We start from the raw sequence: 21329 nt of genomic DNA, 5'->3' as shown, positions 1-21329 counted from the left end.
GCCGGCCTAGAACCGGGCGACACCAAAACTGTTGGCTTGCAGCGGCCGCACCTGGGCCTCGTGACAGATATCCAGCAAATAGCCCAGCAGCGTCCGGGTGTCCCGCGGATCGATCAAACCGTCGTCCCACAGATTGGCACTGCCGTAGAGCGCCGTGGACTGGCTGTCGAGTTTCTGCGCGGTGACCTGTTCCAGCATGTCGAGCATTTTCGGGTCGGGCACCAGGCCGTCCTTGGCCTGTTTGGCCTCGGTGACGATGCGCAGCACCTTGCCGGCCTGGGCGCCGCCCATCACGGCGGTGCGGCTGTTGGGCCAGGCGAAGATGAAGCGCGGGTCCAGGCCACGGCCGCACATCGCATAATTGCCGGCGCCATAGGAGCCGCCGACCACCACAGTGAGTTTCGGCACCCGGGCATTGGCCACCGCCTGGATCATCTTGGCGCCGTGCTTGATCACGCCTTGTTGCTCCGATTCGGTGCCGACCATGAACCCGGTGGTGTTGTGGAAAAACAGCAGCGGCGTCTGGCTCTGATCGCACAGCTGAATGAACTGTGCCGCCTTGCTCGCCCCCTTGGGTGTGATCGGGCCGTTATTGCCGATGAAGCCGCACGGGCGACCGTGGATTTTCAGATGGCCGCAAACGGTCTGCTGGTCGAACTCGGCCTTGAATTCGAGGAAATTCGAGCCGTCGGCGATGCGGGCGATGATTTCGCGCACGTCGTAAGGTTTTTTCGGATCGTCGGGGATCAGCCCTAACAGCTCGTCGATGGGGTAGAGCGGTTCTTCCCATTGCGGTTGCGGGCGCCACGGCAGCTGATCGTTCCATGACAGCAGGCTGACGATCTCGCGCACCTGGCGCACCCCATCGGCATCGTCTTGCGCCAGGTATTCGGCGGTGCCGGCGACTTGCGCGTGCATCTCGGCGCCGCCCAGTTCTTCGTCGGTCGCCACTTCACCCGTGGCCGCTTTCAACAACGGGGGACCTGCGAGAAACAGCTTGGCCTTGCCGCGCACCACCACCACGTAGTCCGACAACCCTGGCTGATAAGCGCCGCCCGCCGTGGCCGAGCCGTGCACCACGGTAATCTGCGGCAGGCCCATGGCCGACATCCGCGCCTGATTGGCAAAGCTGCGCGCACCTTCGACGAAAATTTCCGCCGCATAGTTGAGGTTGGCGCCGCCGCTTTCGGCGAGGGTGATCACCGGCAGTTTGTTCTCCATGGCGATCTGTTGCAGGCGCAGGGACTTTTTCAGGCCGCTGGGGGAAATGGTCCCGCCCTTGATCGCGCTGTTGTTCGCCACGACCAGCGCCCGTACGCCGGACACGTAGCCGATGCCGGCGATCAAGCCGCCACCGGCGGAGCTGCCGTCCTTGTCGTCATGCAGCTTGTAGCCGGCCAGGCTCGCCAGTTCAAGGAACGGCGCACCGGGGTCGAGCAACAGGTTGAGGCGATCACGGGGCAGCAATTGCCCGCGTTTGTCGAACTTGGCCCTGGCTTGAGCCGCCTTGTCCAGCAGGTTCTGTTCGAGCGTTCGGACGTGCTCGATGCCCACCAGCATGGCCGCGCGATGGCGGGTGAATGCTTCGCTCAAGGGATCGATTTGCGACTGAATGACCGGCATGGCTTATTCCTTGTCCTTGAGCACGTCAGGCAAGTACGCACGATGGAAACCGTTGTACGACTCACTGTTCGTTGCCTTGTGAATCGGCCACGCCCGCCCGCCGAGGCTGGCGGCGCCGTCGATGCGCAAGGTGCTGCCGCTGACGAAGGCCGCCGCCGGGCTCAACAGGAAAACGATCGCCGCGCTGACTTCCGATTCGGTGCCGATGCGCTTGAGCGGCACGTGCTCACGCAAGGTCGGGATCACCGCCTTGAAGGCGCCTTCGTAAGTGTCCATGCCACTGGAGGCAATCCAGCCCGGTGCCACGGCGTTGACCCGCACCCCGGCGTAACCCCATTCGAAAGCGGCCGTCTTGGTCAGGTTGTCCATGCCCGAGCGCGCCGCGCCGGAATGCCCCATGCCGGGCATGCCGCCCCACATGTCGGCGAGCATGTTGACGATGGCCCCGCCATGTTTGCTCATGGACTGGTTGAACACTTCCCGGGCCATCAGGAAGCCGCCCACCAGATTGGTGCGCATCACGGTTTCGAACCCCTTCTGGTTGATCGAGGCCAGGGGCGAGGGGTACTGGCCGCCGGCGTTGTTGACCAGGCCGTGGATGGGCCCGTACTTGCGGATCAGTTCGCTGACCAGGTGCGAGACGGCTTCTTCCTCGCGGATATCGCAGGTGCTCCAGTCGGCCTTGCCGCCGTCTTCGGCGATCTCGGCGGCGACCGCTTTCAGTTTGTCGGCCTTGCGCCCGACCAGCAGTACATGGGCGCCGAGGGCCGCCAGTTCGTGGGCGGTGCAGCGGCCGATGCCACTGCCGCCGCCGGTGACGATGATGGTGTGTCCCGCAAACAAGCCGGCTTTGAAAATCGAATCGTAGGCCATGGCGGCAGTCCTCTAGTTGACCTGGTCGGCGATGTGCCGTGGCACCGGAATCTGGATCTCCAGCAGTTGCTGGGCGAAGGCCTTGCCCTGCGGGTCGATGCGCAGGCTGGCGACGCCACCGCCACCGAGGGCGTTCTCCAGGAGAAAGTTCAGGCTGTGGGTGGCGGGCAAATACCAGCGCTCGACGCGTCCGTGGACCGGGTCGAGGACATGGCTCATCCAGTCGACGATCACTTCCGGGGTCAACGCCTCGGCGATCCACGGCAGGTATTCGGGCTTGCGGGCCATGACCCCGATGTTGCTGTGGTTGCCCTTGTCGCCCGAACGGGCCACGGCCAGCTTGACCAGGGCGACGCTGGCATCGACCGGGCCCTGGGGTTTGGGTGGTTCGAACGGCGCGGGCAAGTCGTGGCTGTCGAGCGTGTCCAGGGCGGGCAGGGCACATGGATGGCGCTGGCCCATGAAATCAATGTCCAGCGTGCAGGCGGTCTTGTCGATGAGGAACGAGAACAGCCGGATCAGCGGATAGACCGTCGGCCGGCCGCCGACGATTCCGGTCAGCCCCGGTGCCATGCCGGTGGCGGCCTGGGCGATTTCCCGGGAGAACACGATCAATGCTTGCTTGTCCGGATGGCGTACGGCGAGCTTGATCACCACTTCGCGGCTGTCCTGGCGCTGGCCGTGGGGGCCGTAGGTGGCTTCGCTGCCGAGCAGTTCGATGTTTACCTCGCTGTAGGGCGCCCAGCCGCGCCGGGTGAAGATTTCCGAGGTCTTGTTGATGATCGCCGCGCTGACGCGTCGGGCCTTGTCGACCGCATCGATGCCGGCGATCAGGCAACTGGCGGTGCAGCGGAAACCGTCCGGGTAGGTGGCGCTGACCTTGTACTGAGCGGTCGGCGGCAAGCCTTTGGCGCCGTGCACCTGAACCGCGTTTTTACCCTGCGGCACCAGCTTGACCTGGGTGAAATCGCAGACCACGTCGGGCAGCAGATAGGCGCGCGGATCGCCGATTTCATAGAGCATCTGCTCGCCCACCGTCAGCGGCGTGACCAGGCCACCGGAGCCCTCGGGCTTGCTGACGATGAACTGGCTGTCGGCGCTGACCTCGACGATGGGAAAGCCGATGTGCTCGTAGTCGGGCACGTCGCGCCAATCGGTGAAATTGCCCCCGGTGCACTGGGCGCCACATTCGATGATGTGCCCGGCCAGCGCCGCCTGGGCCAGTTTGTCGTAGTCATGCCACGACCAGCCGAACTCATGCACCAGCGCGGCGCTGACCACGGCGCTGTCGACCACGCGGCCGGTGATCACAATGTCCGCCCCCAGGCGCAGGGCTTCGACGATGCCCGGTGCGCCAAGGTAGGCGTTGGTCGAAACGCACATCGGCGGCAGCGGGGCGCCGCTGAACATTTCATGCAGGCCAAGGGTGCGCAGTTGCTTGAACTGCGGTTGCAGGTCGTCACCCAGCAGCACGGCGATCTTCAAGGCGATCCCGGCCTTGTCGCAGGCTGCTTGCAAGGCGGCGGCGCAGGCCTGTGGGTTGACCCCGCCGGCATTGCTGATGACACGGATCTTTTGTTCGGCGAGCTGCGCGAGCAGGGGGCTCAAGACTTCGACGAAGTCGCTGGCATAACCGGCCTGGGGATCTTTCATGCGCGCGCCGGCCATGATCGACAGGGTGATTTCGGCCAGGTAATCGAACACCAGGTAGTCCAGGCGTCCCCCTTCCACCAGCTGCGCAGCGGCGGTCGAGGTGTCGCCCCAGAAGGCGCTGGCGCAACCGATGCGAATTGTTTTGGGCGCAGTCAATTCCATAACCACCTCCGACAGACGTGTTTCGAGACTACCAAGCAAGCGCTTGGTTTGTAAACGACTGAAATAACTTCTGCCCGAGCGCTTGCTTGGTTGCCATTGCCAGCTTAAATTGCCCGCGCGACCCCGCTGTTTTAGCGGTGATTACGACTGTAGGAGAGAACGGGTGGACGAGCAAAAAGCCCTGAGCGTCATGCGCGAATTGGTCGACAACGGTCAGTTGACCGATCCGGACAGCGCCCGTGGCAAGCTGCTGCAAGTGGCGGCCCACCTGTTTCGCAACAAAGGCTACGAACGCACCACCGTGCGCGATCTGGCCGGTGCCGTGGGCATTCAGTCGGGGAGCATTTTCCATCACTTCAAAAGCAAGGACGAAATCCTGCGCGCCGTGATGGAAGAAACCATCCGCTACAACACCGCGTTGATGCGTGCGGCGATCGCCGAGGCCGACAGCGTGCGCGAGCGGGTGCTGGCGCTGATCCGCTGTGAATTGCAGTCGATCATGGGCGGCAGCGGCGAGGCCATGGCGGTGCTGGTCTACGAATGGCGCTCCCTGTCCGAGGACGGCCAGGAAAAAGTCCTGGCGCTGCGCGACATCTATGAAGACATCTGGCTGCAGGTGCTGGGAGAAGCCAAGCGCGCCGGTTTCATCCGTGGCGATGTGTTCATCACCCGGCGCTTCCTCACCGGGGCGCTGTCCTGGACCACCACCTGGTTTCGCGCCGGTGGCAGCATGAGCCTCGATCAGTTGGCCGATGAGGCGCTGATACTGGTGCTGGAGGAAAAACAATAAGGTTGTGTGGGTCGGCAGGAAACTGGCTAACTGGGCGAAACCGCCTAGCTTGAATGCATTGATGCAGTATTTTGGGGAGTGGGTCGTTTTGATGTCTTTGCCAATTCGGACGGCTTCGCGACTTTCGCTGGCAGCCCTTGCGCTGTTGTGGATGATGCCGTCCCAGGCTGCGCAACTGGTGCGCATCGGCGCTGCTCATTTTCCGCCGTATACGGTGCGTCCGGAAACCGGTGCCGACACGGGCCTGCTGCCGCAACTGGTCGAGGCGCTCAACGCGCTGCAAAAAGACTATCAATTCGTGCTGGTGCCCACCTCCATTCCCCGGCGCTTTGGCGATTTCAAGCAGGGCCGGATCGACATGGCGATCTTCGAAAACCCCGCCTGGGGCTGGAAAGACATCCCCCGCACCGATGTCGACATGGGCCTGGAAGACGCCGAGATCTTCGTCGCGCAACGCCAGCCCGAAGGCCGGCCGGTGCGCGAGCAGGACTATTTTGCCGATCTGACGGGCAAGCGCCTGGCGCTGTTCAGCGGGTACCACTACGAGTTCGCCAACTTCAATGCCGAACCCAAATACCTCGCCACCCACTACAACGCCACGTTGACCTATTCCCATGACAGCAACCTGCTGATGGTCCTGCGGGGTCGCGCCGACATCGCCCTGGTCACGCGGTCGTACTTGAGCGACTACTTTTTGCGCAATCTGAAAGTCGCCGATCAGTTGCTGGTGTCCGAGCGTATCGATCAGATTTATCACCATTACGCGATCCTGCGCCCGGCCTCGCCGATCTCGGGCGAGGCTTTCAGCCAGTTGCTGCAAGGGTTACGGGATAACGGCCAGATGCTGAAGATTTTCGAACCCTACAAGATTGCGGTCGTGCCGGTACCTCGTTAAGCGATTCAATGACTGTGGCAGCGGGCTTGCTCGCGAAGGCGGTGTGTCAGGCAGCAATGATGTCGTGACACACCCTCTTCGCGAGCAAGCCCGCTCCCACAGGGTCATCGGTTTCTCTTAAATTTCACGCACCGGCCCACGTCACATCGTTGAACTGTCGACGATTATCGTGAGCCCGACCCATGTCCAATCTGAATGACCTGACGGCCCTGGCCTTACCCACAGGCCGCCGTCTTGTAGCCGATGAAACCGAACGCCGGCTGAGCCTCAGCCTTGAAGGCCAGCCCCTGATCCAGCTGCGCCTGACCCGCGACCCCGAGCTTTACCTTGAACCGCAACAGGACACGGGTCGCCCTGACAGCCAGGCCATCTGGGCGGCCTGTTATTGGTTGTTCGCCCGCAACCCGGCCTGCCAGCATCTGACCTGGCGACTCGATGAACCCCCGACCGAAGCCCTGCTCGGCGGCCTGCTGATCCCCACGCTAATCACCGGTCACTACCGCTGCGAGCGCACCTTGTTCTGGCAGTTGCCGCAGCCCTGGCTGGGGCAATCGCTGACCCGCGGTTATCCACAGCAAATGGTCATCAGCGGCGGCAAGCGTCACCCGCTGCGGCCGGTCAAGCCGGGTGGCGAAGTCTACCGGCGTTTCGATGCACGTCTCGGGGCGTGGGTGTCCCTGCGCACGCTGGACATCGAAGCCGATCTTGCGCGCTTCAATCGTTGGCAGAACAACCCGCGTGTCGCGAGTTTCTGGCAGGAGGAGGGCAGCCTCGAACAGCATCGCGAGTACCTGGGCAAACTCCAGGCCGATCCCCACACCCTGACCTTGATCGGTTGTTTCGACGATCAGCCGTTCGCCTACTTCGAGGCCTATTGGGCCAAGGAAGATCGCATCGCACCTTTCTATGAGGCGGGTGATTACGACCGTGGCATTCATATGTTGGTGGGGGAAGAACACCATCGGGGCCCGCACAAGGTGGCGAGCTGGTTAGCGGCGTTGACGCACTACCTGTTTCTCGACGATCCGCGCACCCAGCGGGTGGTCGCCGAACCTCGCGCCGACAACGGCAAGATGATCGGCTACATGCAGGGTCAGCGGTTTTACTGCGAAAAGGAATTCGACTTTCCGCACAAGCGTGCGGCGTTGATGGTGTTGGGGCGCGAGCGGTTTTTTGAGCGGTGTGAGTTGGTTTGATGTGAGGCTCAAGACCCATTGCGGTCTTGAGTCAGCTTTCGCGAGCAAGCCCGCTCCCACATCAGTCCTGCGTTCACAGGTCAAGTGTGGGAGCGGGCTTGCTCGCGAAAGGGGCGCCGCAAATGTCAATTCTCAGCGACGGGCAAAGGCATCCGCGCGGCTGCCCGACACCTTGCGGCAGTGCACCAGCGCATCGCGGATCATGAAGTTCACCAGGGTCGGCGAAACGCCGAGTTCCTTGGCGATGTCCTTTTGCGGTACGCCATGCAGGCGGTACATCTCGAAGGCGTAGCGGGTGCGGCTCGGCAGCTCGGTGAGCGCGTCGGCGATGTTTTCCAGGGTCGAGAAATTGATGTGCGAGGTTTCCGGTGAAGCCCCCTGGATCACCACGTTCAGACCTTCCTCCTCAGGCCCGGAATACTTCAGTTCCAAAGCCTGCTTGCGGTAGTGATCGATCGCCAGGTTACGCACGATCTGGAACAGATAGCTGAGCTGAGCCTTGAACGAGGACGTGATTGCCGGCGCCGATTGCAGCCGGAAGAACGCATCCTGCACCACGTCTTCAGCACGCGAGCGGCAGCCGGTGATGCGGGCTGCAATCTTGACCAGAATCAGTCGATTGTCGACGAATGCCTGAAGTAGCGGCGAATCGCACCTGCTTGTGGACACTTGTTCCGTCATGGAAATCACCCTGCTGCCAAATGGTTGGTGGGACGCCAAGAAGACCGGGCCGTCCTACACATCGAGCGACAAATTAGGTTGAATGATAATGATTGTCAATTGAGAAAGAGAACTAATGCTCCTCAAAGGTGCAGAATGAGAACGGCGACACCCTGACTCATCCCGTCCTAATTATTTCAAGACGCTATCCGTTCTCTTTGGTGAATGGCACAGCGCAACCCGCCGCATGACCCTGTAGGAGCGAGCCTGCCCGCGATGGTCGTCAACGATGACGATGGGTGCTTGACACCCCTCGGCGTTCTCCGGTTTTTCGCGAGCACGCTCGCTCCTACAGGGTTCTCGTGACCTACGAAAACCGATTCCATTTGCAAGCCGAATTCAGGCAGGAAACCTCATGACCGACGCGTTCGAACTCCCCAGCACACTGGTCCAAGCCCTTCAGCGCCGCGCGGCCCTGACGCCGGATCGGGTGGCCCTGCGTTTTCTCGCCGAAACTCCGGATCAGGCTGTGGTGCTCAGTTATCGCGAACTGGATCAGCGAGCGCGGACGATTGCCGGGGCGTTGCAGGCCGAGGCCGGTGCTGGCGACCGCGCGGTGCTGTTGTTTCCCAGCGGCCCGGATTACGTCGCGGCATTCTTTGGCTGCCTTTACGCCGGCGTGATCGCGGTGCCGGCTTATCCGCCGGAGTCGACGCGCCGTCATCACCAGGAGCGTCTGTTGTCGATCATCCGTGATGCCGAACCGCGCCTGCTGTTGACCAGCGCCGGTCTGCGCGACGCGCTGCTGCACATCGAAGGGGCGCCGCCGTTGCTGTGTGTCGATACCCTCGACAGCGCGCAGGCCGAGCGTTGGGTCGCGCCGGACTTGCACGGCGATGATATTGCCTTCCTGCAATACACCTCCGGTTCCACCGCGTTACCCAAGGGCGTGCAAGTCAGCCACGGCAATCTGGTGGCCAACGAATTGCTGATCCGTCACGGTTTCGGCATCGACCTGAACCCTGACGACGTGATCGTCAGCTGGTTGCCGCTGTACCACGACATGGGCCTGATCGGTGGCCTGTTGCAACCGGTTTTCAGCGGTGTGCCCTGCGTGTTGATGTCGCCGGCGTACTTCCTCGGGCGTCCGTTGCGCTGGCTGGAAGCGATCAGCGAATACGGTGGCACCATCAGCGGCGGGCCGGATTTTGCCTACCGCCTGTGCAGCGAACGGGTCAGCGAGTCGGCGCTGGCGCGGCTCGACCTGAGCGGCTGGCGCGTGGCGTATTCCGGGTCCGAGCCGATTCGCCTCGATACCCTCGAACGTTTCGCCGGGAAGTTCGCCGCCTGCGGTTTTACCGAAGACAGTTTCATGGCCTCTTATGGCCTGGCCGAAGCCACGCTGTTCGTCACCGGTACACCGCGTGGTCAAGGCATCGGCAACCTGCGCGTCGACGATCAGGCCCTGGCGCAGAACCGGGCGCAAGCGGGCGAGGGCGGCGCGATCATGAGTGGCGGCATCAGCCAGCCCGGTCATGCGGTGCTGATCGTCGACCCGACATCGCTTGGCGAACTGGCAGACAATGCGGTGGGCGAAATCTGGGCCAGCGGCCCGAGCATCGCCCACGGCTACTGGCGCAACCCCGAGGCGAGCGCCAGGACTTTTGTCCGGCACGCCGGCCAGACCTGGCTGCGCACCGGTGACCTGGGCTTCATGCGCGACGGTGAACTGTTCATCACCGGTCGCCTGAAAGACATGCTGATCGTGCGCGGGCACAACCTTTATCCACAGGACATCGAGCAGACGGTCGAGCGCGAAGTGGAGGTGGTGCGCAAAGGCCGTGTCGCCGCTTTCGCGGTGAGCATCGAGGGCGAGGAAGGCATCGGTATCGCCGCGGAAATCAGCCGCAGCGTGCAAAAAATCCTGCCGCCCGAAGCGCTGATCAAAGCCATTCGCCAGGCCGTGGCCGAGGCGTACCAGCAAGCACCGGGCGTGGTGGTGCTGCTCAATCCGGGGGCGTTGCCCAAGACTTCCAGCGGCAAGTTGCAACGCTCGGCGTGCCGCCATCGCCTGGCCGATGGCAGCCTCGACCACTACGCGGTGTTCCCCTCGGCCACCGCTGAAGAAGAAAGCCAAAGCGGATCGGACTCGGACCTGCAAGGCCTGATCGGCCGGATCTGGTGCGAGCAGTTGCAGGTCAAACAGGTCGGCGCCGATGATCACTTCTTCCTGCTCGGCGGCAACTCCATTGCCGCCACTCAGGTGATTGCCCGAGTGCGCGAGGAACTGGGGCTGGAGCTGAACCTGCGCCTGCTGTTCGAAGCGCCGACCCTGGCCGCGTTCGCCACCGCCGTTGCACAGCAGCAACAAGACGGTGGCAGCGCCCAAGGCGCAATCGCGGTCTTGTCGCGCGTCGAGCCGATACCGCAATCCCTGGCGCAAAACCGCCTGTGGATAACCTGGCAACTCGATCCCCAGAGCAGCGCCTACAACATTCCCGGTGCCTTGCGCTTGCGCGGCGAGCTGGACGAAGAGGCCCTGCGCGCCAGTTTCCAGCAATTGATCGAGCGCCACGAATCCCTGCGCACGCGGTTCTTCGAGCGCGACGGCGTGGCGCTGCAACAGGTCGACGGCGCCGGCGAATTCAACCTGCAATTGATCGACCTCAGTGATTTGCCGCTTGCCGAACGCGAGGCCCGCGCACAGCAAATCCGCGAAGACGAAGCGCGCACCCAGTTCGATCTGGAGCACGGTCCGCTGCTGTGGGTGACGTTGGTGCGCCTCGATGACGAGGATCATCAACTGCTGGTGACGATGCACCACATCATCGCCGACGGCTGGTCGCTGAATGTGCTGATCGATGAGTTTTCCCGGCTGTACGCGGCAGCCTCGCAAGGGCAATCCGCCTCGCTCGCGCCCTTGCCCACGCAGTACGCCGACTACGGCAGCTGGCAACGCCAGTGGCTGGCGCAAGGCGAGGGCGAGCGGCAACTGGCGTACTGGAAAGCGCAGTTGGGAGACGAGCATCCGACACTCGAACTGGCGACCGATCACCCGCGTTGCGCCCGGCAAACCCACAGCGCTGCTCGCCACACCGTGCGTCTGGACGCATCCCTGAGCAAAGCCATCCGCCAGGCCGCCCAGGCCCATGAATCGACAAACTTCATGCTGCTGCTCGCGGCATTCCAGACCCTGTTGCATCGCTACAGCGGCCAGCGCGACATCCGTATCGGCGTGCCCAATGCCAACCGCCCGCGCCTGGAGACCCAGGGGCTGATCGGCTTCTTCATCAATACGCAGGTGTTGCGAGCCGAGCTGGATTCGCGCCTGCCTTTCATCGAGTTGCTGGCGCAAACCCGTCAGGCCACGCTGGGGGCGCAAGCGCATCAGGACCTGCCGTTCGAACAACTGCTCGAAGCCTTCCCCCAGGCGCGGGAGCAGGGCCTGTTCCAGGTCATGTTCAACCACCAGCAGCGTGACCCCGGCGCCTTGAAGCGCCTGCCGGGATTGCTGGCCGAAGAGCTGCCCTGGCACAGCCGCGAAGCCAAGTTCGATTTGCAATTGCACAGCGAAGAAGACCGTAACGGTCGACTGACACTGTCCTTCGACTACGCCGATGAGCTGTTCGACGCCGCGACCATCGAGCGCCTGGCCGCGCATTTCAACCACCTGCTCCAGGCCATTTGTGCACAACCGGCCACGGCGCTCGGCGACCTGCCAATGCTGGCCTCGACCGAACACGCGCAGTTGAACGCCTGGAGCGTTGCCCCCTGCGATCCGGCGCAACAGTGGCTGCCGGAGCGGCTCAACGAACAAGCGCGGCGGACCCCGGAGCGCACTGCGCTGCTGTGGGAGGGGGGCAGCCTCGACTTCGCCGAACTGCACACCCGGGCCAACCGCCTGGCGCATTACCTGCGCGACAAAGGCGTCGGCCCGGATGTCTGCGTCGCCATCGCGGCCGAGCGTTCGCCGCAACTGCTGATCGGCCTGCTGGCGATCATCAAGGCCGGTGGCGCCTACGTGCCACTGGACCCGGATTACCCCGCCGAGCGCCTGGCCTACATGCTAAACGACAGTGGCGTCGAGTTGTTGCTGACGCAGACCCCATTGCTCGAGCGCTTGCCAGCCAGCGATGGCGTCAGCGTCATCGCCATGGACGCCCTGCATCTGGAGAGCTGGCCCAGCCATGCGCCAGGTCTGCATCTGCACGGCGACCACCTTGCCTACGTGATCTACACCTCCGGCTCCACGGGCCAGCCCAAAGGCGTCGGCAGCACCCACGCGGCGCTGGCCGAGCGCCTGCAATGGATGCAGGACACCTATCGCCTGAACGACAGCGACGTGCTGATGCAAAAGGCGCCGATCAGTTTCGACGTGTCGGTGTGGGAGTGCTTCTGGCCCTTGATCACCGGCGCACGCCTGTTGATTGCCGGCCCCGGTGAACATCGCGATCCGCATCGCATCGCGCAGCTTGTGCAAGCATACGGCGTGACCACGCTGCACTTCGTTCCACCGCTGCTCTCATTGTTCATCGACGAGCCGTTGAGCGCCGAGTGCACCAGTCTGCGCCGCGTGTTCTGCGGTGGCGAAGCCTTGCCGGCCGAACTGCGCAACCGCGTGCTGGGGCAACTGCCGGCGGTGCAATTGCACAACCGCTATGGTCCGACCGAAACCGCGATCAACGTCACCCACTGGCATTGCAGCCTGGCCGACGGCGAGCGCTCGCCGATTGGCCGTCCGCTGGGCAACGTGATTTGCCGCGTGCTCGACGCTGACTTGAATCCGCTACCGGCCGGCGTGCCGGGTGAGCTGTGCATCAGTGGTCTCGGCCTGGCCCGTGGTTACCTCGGTCGCCCGGCGCTGACCGCCGAACGCTTCGTGGCCGATCCCCTGGGCAAGCAAGGCGCACGCTTGTACCGCACCGGCGACCGTGCGCGCTGGACGGCGGACGGCGTGATCGAATACCTCGGCCGTCTCGATCAACAGGTCAAGCTGCGTGGCTTTCGCGTCGAGCCGGAAGAAATCGAAGCGCGGCTGCTGGCCCAAAACGGCGTCGCCCAGGCAGTGGTGCTGGTGCGCGAAACCTCGGCGGGCGCACAACTGATCGGTTACTACACGGCGACCGAAACCACTGAAACCGAAGACACTCAAATCACGCGCCTGAAGACCGCGTTGGCCGCTGAGTTGCCGGAGTACATGGTCCCGGCGCAACTGCTGCGCCTGGAACAAATGCCCCTCGGCCCGAGCGGCAAACTCGACCGTCGCGCCTTGCCGGAGCCGCAGTGGCGGGTGTGCGAACACGTCGAACCGGTCACCGGGCTGGAACAGCAGATTGCCGCCATCTGGCGCGAAGTGCTGGGCCTGGCACAGGTCGGCCTGCGCGACGATTTCTTCGCCCTCGGCGGTCATTCGCTGCTCGCCACGCAAATCATCTCCCGCACCCGTCAGGCCTGTGACGTCGAATTACCGCTGCGTGCGTTGTTCGAGAACAGTGAGCTGGGCGCGTTTGCCGAGCAGATCCGCCTGATCCAGGCCAGCGGCCGCACCCACCAACAACCGCCGATTCAAACCGTCGACCGCAGCCAGCCGGTGCCGCTGTCCTATTCCCAGCAGCGCATGTGGTTCCTCTGGCAAATGGAACCGGACAGCCCGGCCTACAACGTCGGCGGCATGGCGCGCCTGCGCGGGGTGCTGGATGTCGGGCGTTTCGAGGCGGCGTTGCAGGCGCTGATCCAGCGTCACGAAACCCTGCGCACCACCTTCCCCAGCGTCGACGGCGTGGCCCGTCAACAGGTGCAGGCCGAGACCGGCGTGCGTCTGCAATGGAAAGATTTTTCGACCCTGAGCGCTGACGTTCGCGAACAGCGAGTGCAGCAACTGGCCGACGACGAAGCGCACCGGCCGTTCGACCTGGAAACCGGGCCGCTGCTGCGCGCCTGCCTGGTCAAGACCGCCGGGCAAGAGCACTACTTCGTGCTGACCCTGCACCACATCGTCACTGAAGGATGGGCGATGGACATCTTCGCCCGCGAGCTCAGTGCACTCTACGAAGCCTTCGTCGAAGACCGCGAATCGCCGCTGGCAGCGCTGCCGGTGCAATACCTGGATTACAGCGTCTGGCAGCGCCAGTGGCTGGAGTCCGGCGAGGGCCAGCGCCAGCTCGATTACTGGACCGCACAACTGGGGCGTGAACATCCGCTGCTGGAATTGCCGGGCGACCGTCCGCGTCCAGCGGTGCAAAGCCATCAGGGCGAGTTGTTCCGCTTTGACCTCAGCGACGACCTCGCGGCCCGGGTCCGCGCCTTCAATGCGCAACAGGGGCTGACCCTGTTCATGACCATGACCGCCACCCTGGCGGTGCTGCTTTACCGCTACAGCGGCCAGACCGACCTGCGCATCGGCGCGCCGGTGGCCAACCGCATCCGCCCGGAAAGTGAAGGGCTGATCGGCGCGTTCCTCAACACCCAGGTGCTGCGCTGCCAGCTCGACGGCCAGATGACGGTCGGCGAGCTGTTCGGGCAGGTGCGCCACACGGTGATCGAAGGCCAGTCCCATCAGGACCTGCCGTTCGATCATCTGGTGGAGGCGTTGCAGCCCACCCGCAGCGCCGCCTACAACCCGCTGTTCCAGGTGATGTGCAACGTGCAGCGCTGGGAATTCCAGCAAAGCCGCACACTCGCCGGCATGACGGTCGAGTACCTGGCCAACGATGCCCGCGCGACCAAGTTCGACCTCAACCTGGAAGTCACCGACCTCGACCATCGCCTGGGTTGCTGCCTGACCTACAGCACCGATCTGTTCGACGAGCCGCGCATTGCGCGCATGGCCAGGCACTGGCGCAACTTGCTGGAAGCGTTGATTGCCGATCCGCAACAGCGTCTGAGTGAATTGCCGCTGCTCGATGCGACGGAACAGCAACAATTGCTCGACAGCCTCGGCGTCGAGCCGGGCGAGCATCGTCTCGACCAGTGCATCCATCAGTTGTTCGCCGAGCAGGCGCGGCTGCGCCAGGACGCACCGGCCCTGACCTTCGCCGGGCAGACCCTGAGCTATGCCGAACTCGACAGCCGCGCCAATCGCCTGGCCTGGATGCTGCGCGAGCGGGGTGTCGGGCCGCAGGTTCGCGTCGGCCTCATGCTTGCGCGCTCGCTGGAGATGGTGGTCGGCCTGCTGGCGATCCTCAAGGCAGGCGGCGCCTATGTGCCGCTGGACCCGGAATACCCCCTCGATCGCCTGCACTACATGATCGAGGACAGCGGCATCGGTCTGCTGCTCAGCGATGCGGCGATGTTCAAGGCCCTGGGTGATCTGCCCGCCAGCGTGGGACGCTGGTGCCTCGAAGAAGACGCCGCTGCACTGGCCAATTATCCGGCCACCGAATTGCCGTTCATCAGCCTGCCGCAGCATCAGGCGTATCTGATTTACACATCGGGCTCCACTGGCAAGCCGAAAGGCGTGGTGGTGTCCCACGGTGAAATCGCCATGCACTGCCGCGCCGTGATCGAGCGCTTCGGCATGCGCCCGGATGACTGCGAACTGCATTTTTATTCGATCAACTTCGACGCCGCCACCGAACGGCTGCTGGTGCCGCTGCTCAGCGGTGCGCAGGTGGTGCTGCGAGCCCAGGGCCAGTGGGATGCCGAAGACATCTGCGGCCTGATCCGCCGTCACGCCATCAATATCCTCGGGTTCACCCCGAGCTACGGCAGCCAGTTGGCGCAATGGCTGGCGACGCAACATGAAACCCTGCCGGTGCGCATGATCATCACCGGCGGCGAAGCGCTGACCGGCGAACACTTGCAGCGGATTCGCGCGGCGTTCAAGCCGAGCCTGTTCTTCAATGCCTACGGCCCGACCGAAACCGTGGTCATGCCCTTGGCCAGCCTCGCGCCCGAGGTGCTGGAAGAAGGCGCCGGCAGCGTGCCGATCGGCAGCGTGATCGGCGATCGCGTGGCCTACATTCTCGACGCCGACCTGGCCCTGGTGCCGCAAGGCGCGACCGGCGAGCTGTACGTCGGCGGCGCTGGCCTGGCCCAGGGGTATCACAATCGTGCGGGCCTCACGGCGCAACGGTTTGTCGCCGATCCATTCGCCAGCACGGGCGGGCGCCTGTATCGCACCGGCGACCTTGTGCGCCAGCGCGCCGATGGCCTGGTGGAATACCTGGGGCGCATTGACCATCAAGTGAAAATCCGCGGTTTCCGCATCGAGCTGGGCGAGATCGAAACCCGATTGCTGGAACATGAATCGGTGCGCGAAGCGGTTGTGCTGGCGCTCGATGCGCCGAGCGGCAAGCAACTGGCAGGCTACCTGGTCACGGACGTCGCCGAACAGGATGAAGCACAACACACCGCACTGCGCGAACGCCTCAAGTCGCACCTCAAGGCGCAGTTGCCCGATTACATGGTGCCCGCGCACCTGATCCTGCTGGCCAGCATGCCGCTGACCGCCAACGGCAAACTCGACCGCCGCGCATTGCCGGCACCGGACCCGGAACTCAATCGCCAGCAATACGTGGCGCCGGGCAACGCGCTTGAGCTGACGCTGGCGCAGATCTGGTGCGAAGTGCTGAACGTCGAACAGGTCGGCCTCCACGACAACTTCTTCGAGCTGGGTGGCGACTCGATCCTGTCGATCCAGGTGGTCAGCCGTGCGCGTCAGCAGGGCATCCACTTCAGCCCGCGTGACCTGTTCCAGCACCAGACCGTGCAGACCCTCGCCGCCGTGGCGACCCGCAGCATGCAGGTGACGGCCGAGCAGGGTTTGATCACCGGCGAATCGCGACTGACACCGATCCAGCATTGGTTCTTCGACACCGACATCCCGCGACGCCAGCACTGGAACCAGGCGTTGCTGTTGCAACCGACCGTGGCCCTGGAACCCCATCGTCTGGAGCAGGCGCTGTTGGCGGTGATCGAACAGCATGACGCCTTGCGCCTGCGCTTCAGCAACGTCGCCGGCCAATGGCATGCCTCGCATCAGGCGATGACCGATGCGCCGGTGTTGTGGCAGGTGCGCGTCACGTCCATGGACAAATGCGCGGCCCTGTTCGCCGACGCCCAGCGCAGCCTCGACCTCGAAGAGGGGCCGCTGATGCGGGTGTTGCTGGTCGATGGTCCGCAGGGGCAGCAACGTCTGTTCATCGCCATTCACCACCTGGTGGTGGACGGCGTTTCGTGGCGCGTGCTGCTGGACGATCTGCAAACCCTGTACCGCCAGCTCGATGCCCTGCAGTCGTTGCAGCTGCCGGCGAAAACCAGCGCGTTCAAGGACTGGGCCGCCCGCTTGCAGGCCTATGCCGGCAGCGAATCCCTGCGGGAAGAACTCGGCTGGTGGCAGGCGCAGTTGGCCGGGCCGGATACGCCGTTGTCGTGCGATCGCCCCGAGGGTGGTCGGCAACACCTGCACGCGCAAACCGTCAGCGTGCGCCTCGACAGCGAGCGCACCCGCCAACTGCTGCAACAGGCGCCGAGCGCCTACCGCACCCAGGTCAACGACTTGTTGCTGACCGCGCTGGCCCGTGTGCTGTGTCGTTGGAGTGGTCACACATCGGCACTGATTCAACTGGAAGGCCATGGCCGCGAAGCGCTGTTCGAGGAGATCGACCTGACCCGTACCGTCGGCTGGTTCACCAGCGCTTATCCACTGCGCCTGACGCCGTGCAACATCGAAGAAGCGTCCGGGCAGGGCGCTTCGATCAAGGCAATCAAGGAACAATTGCGCGCCGTGCCGCACAAGGGACTGGGGTACGGGGTGCTGCGCTATCTCGCCGACGAACATTGCCGCCAGGGCATGGCGGAGTTGCCGGTGGCGCCGGTCACCTTCAACTACCTCGGCCAGTTCGACCAGAGCTTCGGCGCCGATGCGATGTTCCATCCGCTGGATGAAGCCATCGGCGCGGCCCACGATCCGCGGGCGCCGTTGCCCAATGAGTTGAGCGTCGACAGTCAGGTCTACGGGGGTGAACTGGTGCTGCGCTGGACCTTCAGCGCCGAGCGCTTTGATCCACACACCATCAACGAATTGGCCGATGCCTACGTGGGCGAACTGCGGAGCCTGATCGAGCATTGCTTGCGCGACGAGGCGGGCGGCCTGACGCCGTCGGACTTCCCGCTGGCGAAACTGAGCCAGGCGCAACTCGATGCGCTACCGGTGGCGGCATCGGTCATCGAGGACGTCTACCCGCTGACCCCGATGCAGGAAGGCATGCTGCTGCACACCTTGCTGGAACCGGGCACCGGCCTGTACTACATGCAGGACCGTTACCGCATCAACAGCGACCTCGATCCGCAGCGCTTCGCCCAGGCCTGGCAGGTGGTGATTGCCCGCCATGAAGCCTTGCGCGCCTCGTTCTGCTGGAACGTCGGCGAAGACATGCTGCAAGTTATCCACAAGCCGGGCAGCACACCGATCGAATACCTCGACTGGCGCGATATCGCCGGGGTCGAACAGGAACCGAAGCTGCAAATCCTGCTCAAGACCGAGCGCGAGGCCGGGTTCGATCTGCTCAACCAGGCCCCGTTCCACCTGCGGTTGATCCGCGTGGGCGATGCGCGCTACTGGTTCATGATGAGCAACCACCACATCCTCATCGATGCCTGGTGCCGTTCGTTGCTGATGAACGATTTCTTCGAGATCTACACGGCGCTCGGCGAGGGCCGGGACGCGCAATTGGCCTTGCCGCCACGTTACCGCGACTACATCGGCTGGCTGCAACGCCAGAGTCTGGCCGAAGCGCGGCAATGGTGGAAAACCAACCTGCAAGGTTTCGAACGGACCACGCCTATCCCGAGCGACCGGCCGTTCCTGCGTGAACACGCCGGCGACAGCGGCGGCATGATCGTCGGCGACTGCTACACACGGCTTGATGCCCGCGACGGTGCGCAACTGCGGGAACTGGCCCAGGCCCATCAACTGACCATCAACACCTTCGCCCAGGCGGCGTGGGCCCTGGTGCTGCGGCGCCTGAGCGGTGATCGCGACGTGCTGTTCGGCGTCACGGTGGCCGGGCGCCCGGTGGACATGCCGCAGATGCAGCGCACCGTCGGCCTGTTCATCAACAGCATCGCGCTGCGGGTGACAATGCCTGAGGACGATCAGCGTTGCAGCGTGCGCCAGTGGCTGAGCGGTTTGCTCGACAGCAACATGCAGCTGCGCGAGTACGAATACCTGCCGCTGGTGAATATCCAGGAGCAGAGCGAGTTGCCCAAAGGCCAGCCGCTGTTCGACAGCCTGTTCGTGTTCGAAAACGCTCCGGTGGAAGTCTCGGTGCTGGACCGTGCGCAGAGCCTCAACGCGACCTCGGATTCGGGCCGCACCCACACCAACTTCCCGCTGACGGCGGTGTGTTATCCGGGCGATGACCTGGGCTTGCACCTGTCCTACGACCAGCGCTACTTCGACGAGTCCACGGTTGAACGCATGTTGGGAGAGTTCAAGCGTCTGCTGTTGGCGCTGGTGCAAGGGTTCCACGGTGACATGGCCGACCTGCCATTGCTCGGGTTCGAAGAGCGCGATTGGCTGATCCACGGCTGCAACCAGAGCGAACACGCGTATCCGCTGGAACAGAGCTACGTCGCGCTGTTTGAAGCCCAGGTTGCCGCTCACCCGCAGCGGATCGCCGCCAGTTGCCTGGATCAGCAGCACAGTTACGCTGAACTGAACCAGCGCAGTAACCGTCTCGGTCATGCCTTGATTGCTGCCGGGGTCGGGCTGGATCAACCGGTGGCGTTGTTGGCCGAGCGCAACCTTGATCTGCTCGGCATGATCATCGGCAGCTTCAAGGCCGGGGCCGGTTATCTGCCGCTGGACCCGGGGCTGCCGGGCCAGCGCCTGAGCCGGATCATCGACCTGAGCCGCACGCCGTTGCTGGTGTGCAGCGAGGCCTGTCGCGAGCAGGCGCTGGCGCTGCTGGATGAGTTTGGTTGCGCTAATCGGCCGAAGTTGCTGGTGTGGGAAGAGGTGCAGGCGAGCGAGGTGTCGGTGACCAATCCGGGCCTCTACAGCCGGCCGGACAACCTGGCCTACGTGATCTACACCTCGGGCTCCACCGGTTTACCCAAAGGGGTGATGGTCGAACAGCGCGGCATGCTTAATAACCAGCTGAGCAAAGTGCCTTACCTGGACCTGAGCGATGCCGACGTGATCGCCCAGACTGCCTCGCAAAGCTTCGATATTTCGGTGTGGCAGTTCCTCGCCGCGCCGCTGTTCGGTGCGCGGGTGGACATCGTGCCCAACACCATTGCCCACGATCCGCAGGGCCTGCTGGCGCACGTTTCGGCCCAGGGCATCAGCGTGCTGGAAAGCGTACCGTCGCTGATCCAGGGCATGCTCGCCCAGGAGCGCATGAGCCTTGACGGCCTGCGCTGGATGCTGCCGACCGGTGAGGCGATGCCGCCGGAACTGGCGCACCAATGGCTGTTGCGCTACCCGGACATCGGGCTGGTGAATGCCTACGGTCCGGCGGAGTGCTCGGATGACGTGGCGTTCTTCCGCGTCGACATGGCCTCGACCCGTGGCAGCTACCTGCCGATCGGTACGCCGACCGACAACAACCGCCTGTACCTGCTCGACGGCGCGCTGGAACTGGTGCCGTTGGGGGCGGTGGGTGAGTTGTGCATTGCCGGCACCGGGGTCGGGCGTGGTTATGTCAGCGATCCGTGGCGTACGGCGCCGGTATTCGTGCCGAATCCGTTTGGCGCGCCGGGTGATCGCCTGTATCGCACCGGTGACCTGGCCCGTCGTCGCAGTGACGGCGTGCTGGAATACGTCGGTCGTATTGATCATCAGGTGAAGATCCGTGGCTACCGCATCGAACTCGGTGAAATCGAAGCGCGGCTGCATGAGCAACCGGAGGTTCGCGACGCGGCGGTGGGGGTGCAGGATGGCGTGAACGGCAAGCACCTGGTGGGTTATCTGGTCGCGGCGGATTCAACGCTCACTCCAGCGGAGCGCCTGGAGCGCATCAAGCAGCGTTTGCGCGTCGAGCTGCCGGAATACATGGTGCCGCTGCACTGGTCGTGGCTCGACCGGATGCCGCTCAATGCCAACGGAAAACTGGATCGCAAGGCGCTGCCGGTGCTGGAAATCGGCCAGCTGCAAAGCCAGGACTATCAGGCGCCGCGCAATGAGCTGGAGGAGACGCTGGCGTCGATCTGGGCCGAGGTGTTGAAAGTCGAAAACGTCGGTATCCGCGATAACTTCTTCGAACTGGGCGGGCATTCGCTACTGGCCACGCAGATCGCCTCGCGGGTGCAGAAAACCCTGCAGCGGGATGTGCCGTTGCGGGCGATGTTCGAGTGCAGCACCGTTGAAGATCTGGCCGGGTACATCGAAGGCCTGGCGGCCAGCGACCTGACCGGGGACAAGGTGGATCGGTTGAATGATCTGATGGCGGAGCTGGAGGGGCTTTGATTCTCTAGTGTCTGTATCGGCCTCTTCGCGGGCAAGCCGGCTGCCACAATGATCCGTGGTGGA

General features: G+C 63.9%; 8 protein-coding genes. 4 read left to right on the top strand and 4 right to left on the bottom strand.

From position 1 onward, the window contains the following. Window positions 1-6: 6 nt before the first annotated feature. Genes atuC through F8N66_RS23910 form a run of 3 tightly spaced genes read right to left on the bottom strand, consistent with a single transcriptional unit; the run spans window position 7 to window position 4311 of the window. Window positions 7-1623, bottom strand: coding sequence for a geranyl-CoA carboxylase subunit beta (gene atuC / locus F8N66_RS23920; RefSeq protein ID WP_150772523.1), 1617 nt, complete (start codon window positions 1621-1623; stop codon window positions 7-9). 3 nt (window positions 1624-1626) lie between these two features. Further along, entirely contained in the window at window positions 1627-2496 is an 870-nt protein-coding gene (locus F8N66_RS23915) for an SDR family oxidoreductase (RefSeq protein ID WP_150772522.1), read from the bottom strand. Between the two features lie 12 nt (window positions 2497-2508). Further along, window positions 2509-4311, bottom strand: coding sequence for an acyclic terpene utilization AtuA family protein (locus tag F8N66_RS23910; protein WP_150772521.1), 1803 nt, complete (start codon window positions 4309-4311; stop codon window positions 2509-2511). Window positions 4312-4474: 163 nt separating this feature from the next. On the opposite strand from F8N66_RS23910, the gene F8N66_RS23905 reads away from it, so the two are divergent. The 3 genes from F8N66_RS23905 to F8N66_RS23895 all read left to right on the top strand — a co-directional run bounded on the left by F8N66_RS23905 (window position 4475) and on the right by F8N66_RS23895 (window position 7192). Continuing rightward, window positions 4475-5101 (top strand): TetR/AcrR family transcriptional regulator, encoded by a 627-nt coding sequence (locus F8N66_RS23905; RefSeq protein WP_150772520.1) that lies wholly within the window; start codon window positions 4475-4477, stop codon window positions 5099-5101. Between the two features lie 91 nt (window positions 5102-5192). Beyond that, the gene (locus F8N66_RS23900) at window positions 5193-5996 is read left to right on the top strand and encodes a substrate-binding periplasmic protein (RefSeq protein ID WP_150772519.1); all 804 of its coding nucleotides are present in this window, start codon (window positions 5193-5195) and stop codon (window positions 5994-5996) included. Window positions 5997-6178: 182 nt separating this feature from the next. Then, the gene (locus tag F8N66_RS23895; protein ID WP_150772518.1) at window positions 6179-7192 is read left to right on the top strand and encodes a GNAT family N-acetyltransferase; all 1014 of its coding nucleotides are present in this window, start codon (window positions 6179-6181) and stop codon (window positions 7190-7192) included. Between the two features lie 132 nt (window positions 7193-7324). Here F8N66_RS23895 and F8N66_RS23890 read toward each other — a convergent pair whose 3' ends face one another. Further along, window positions 7325-7873, bottom strand: coding sequence for an RNA polymerase factor sigma-70 (locus tag F8N66_RS23890; protein WP_150772517.1), 549 nt, complete (start codon window positions 7871-7873; stop codon window positions 7325-7327). Between the two features lie 394 nt (window positions 7874-8267). Here F8N66_RS23890 and F8N66_RS23885 point away from each other — a divergent pair, with 394 nt between their 5' ends. Beyond that, window positions 8268-21266 (top strand): non-ribosomal peptide synthetase, encoded by a 12999-nt coding sequence (locus tag F8N66_RS23885; protein WP_150772516.1) that lies wholly within the window; start codon window positions 8268-8270, stop codon window positions 21264-21266. The last annotated feature ends 63 nt before the right edge of the window (window positions 21267-21329 follow it).

Source organism: Pseudomonas fluorescens (genome assembly GCF_902498195.1).
Classification (GTDB): domain Bacteria; phylum Pseudomonadota; class Gammaproteobacteria; order Pseudomonadales; family Pseudomonadaceae; genus Aquipseudomonas; species Aquipseudomonas fluorescens_BU.
Note: the sequence above shows the minus strand (reverse complement) of the source record. Positions and strands in the feature narration are given on the sequence as shown.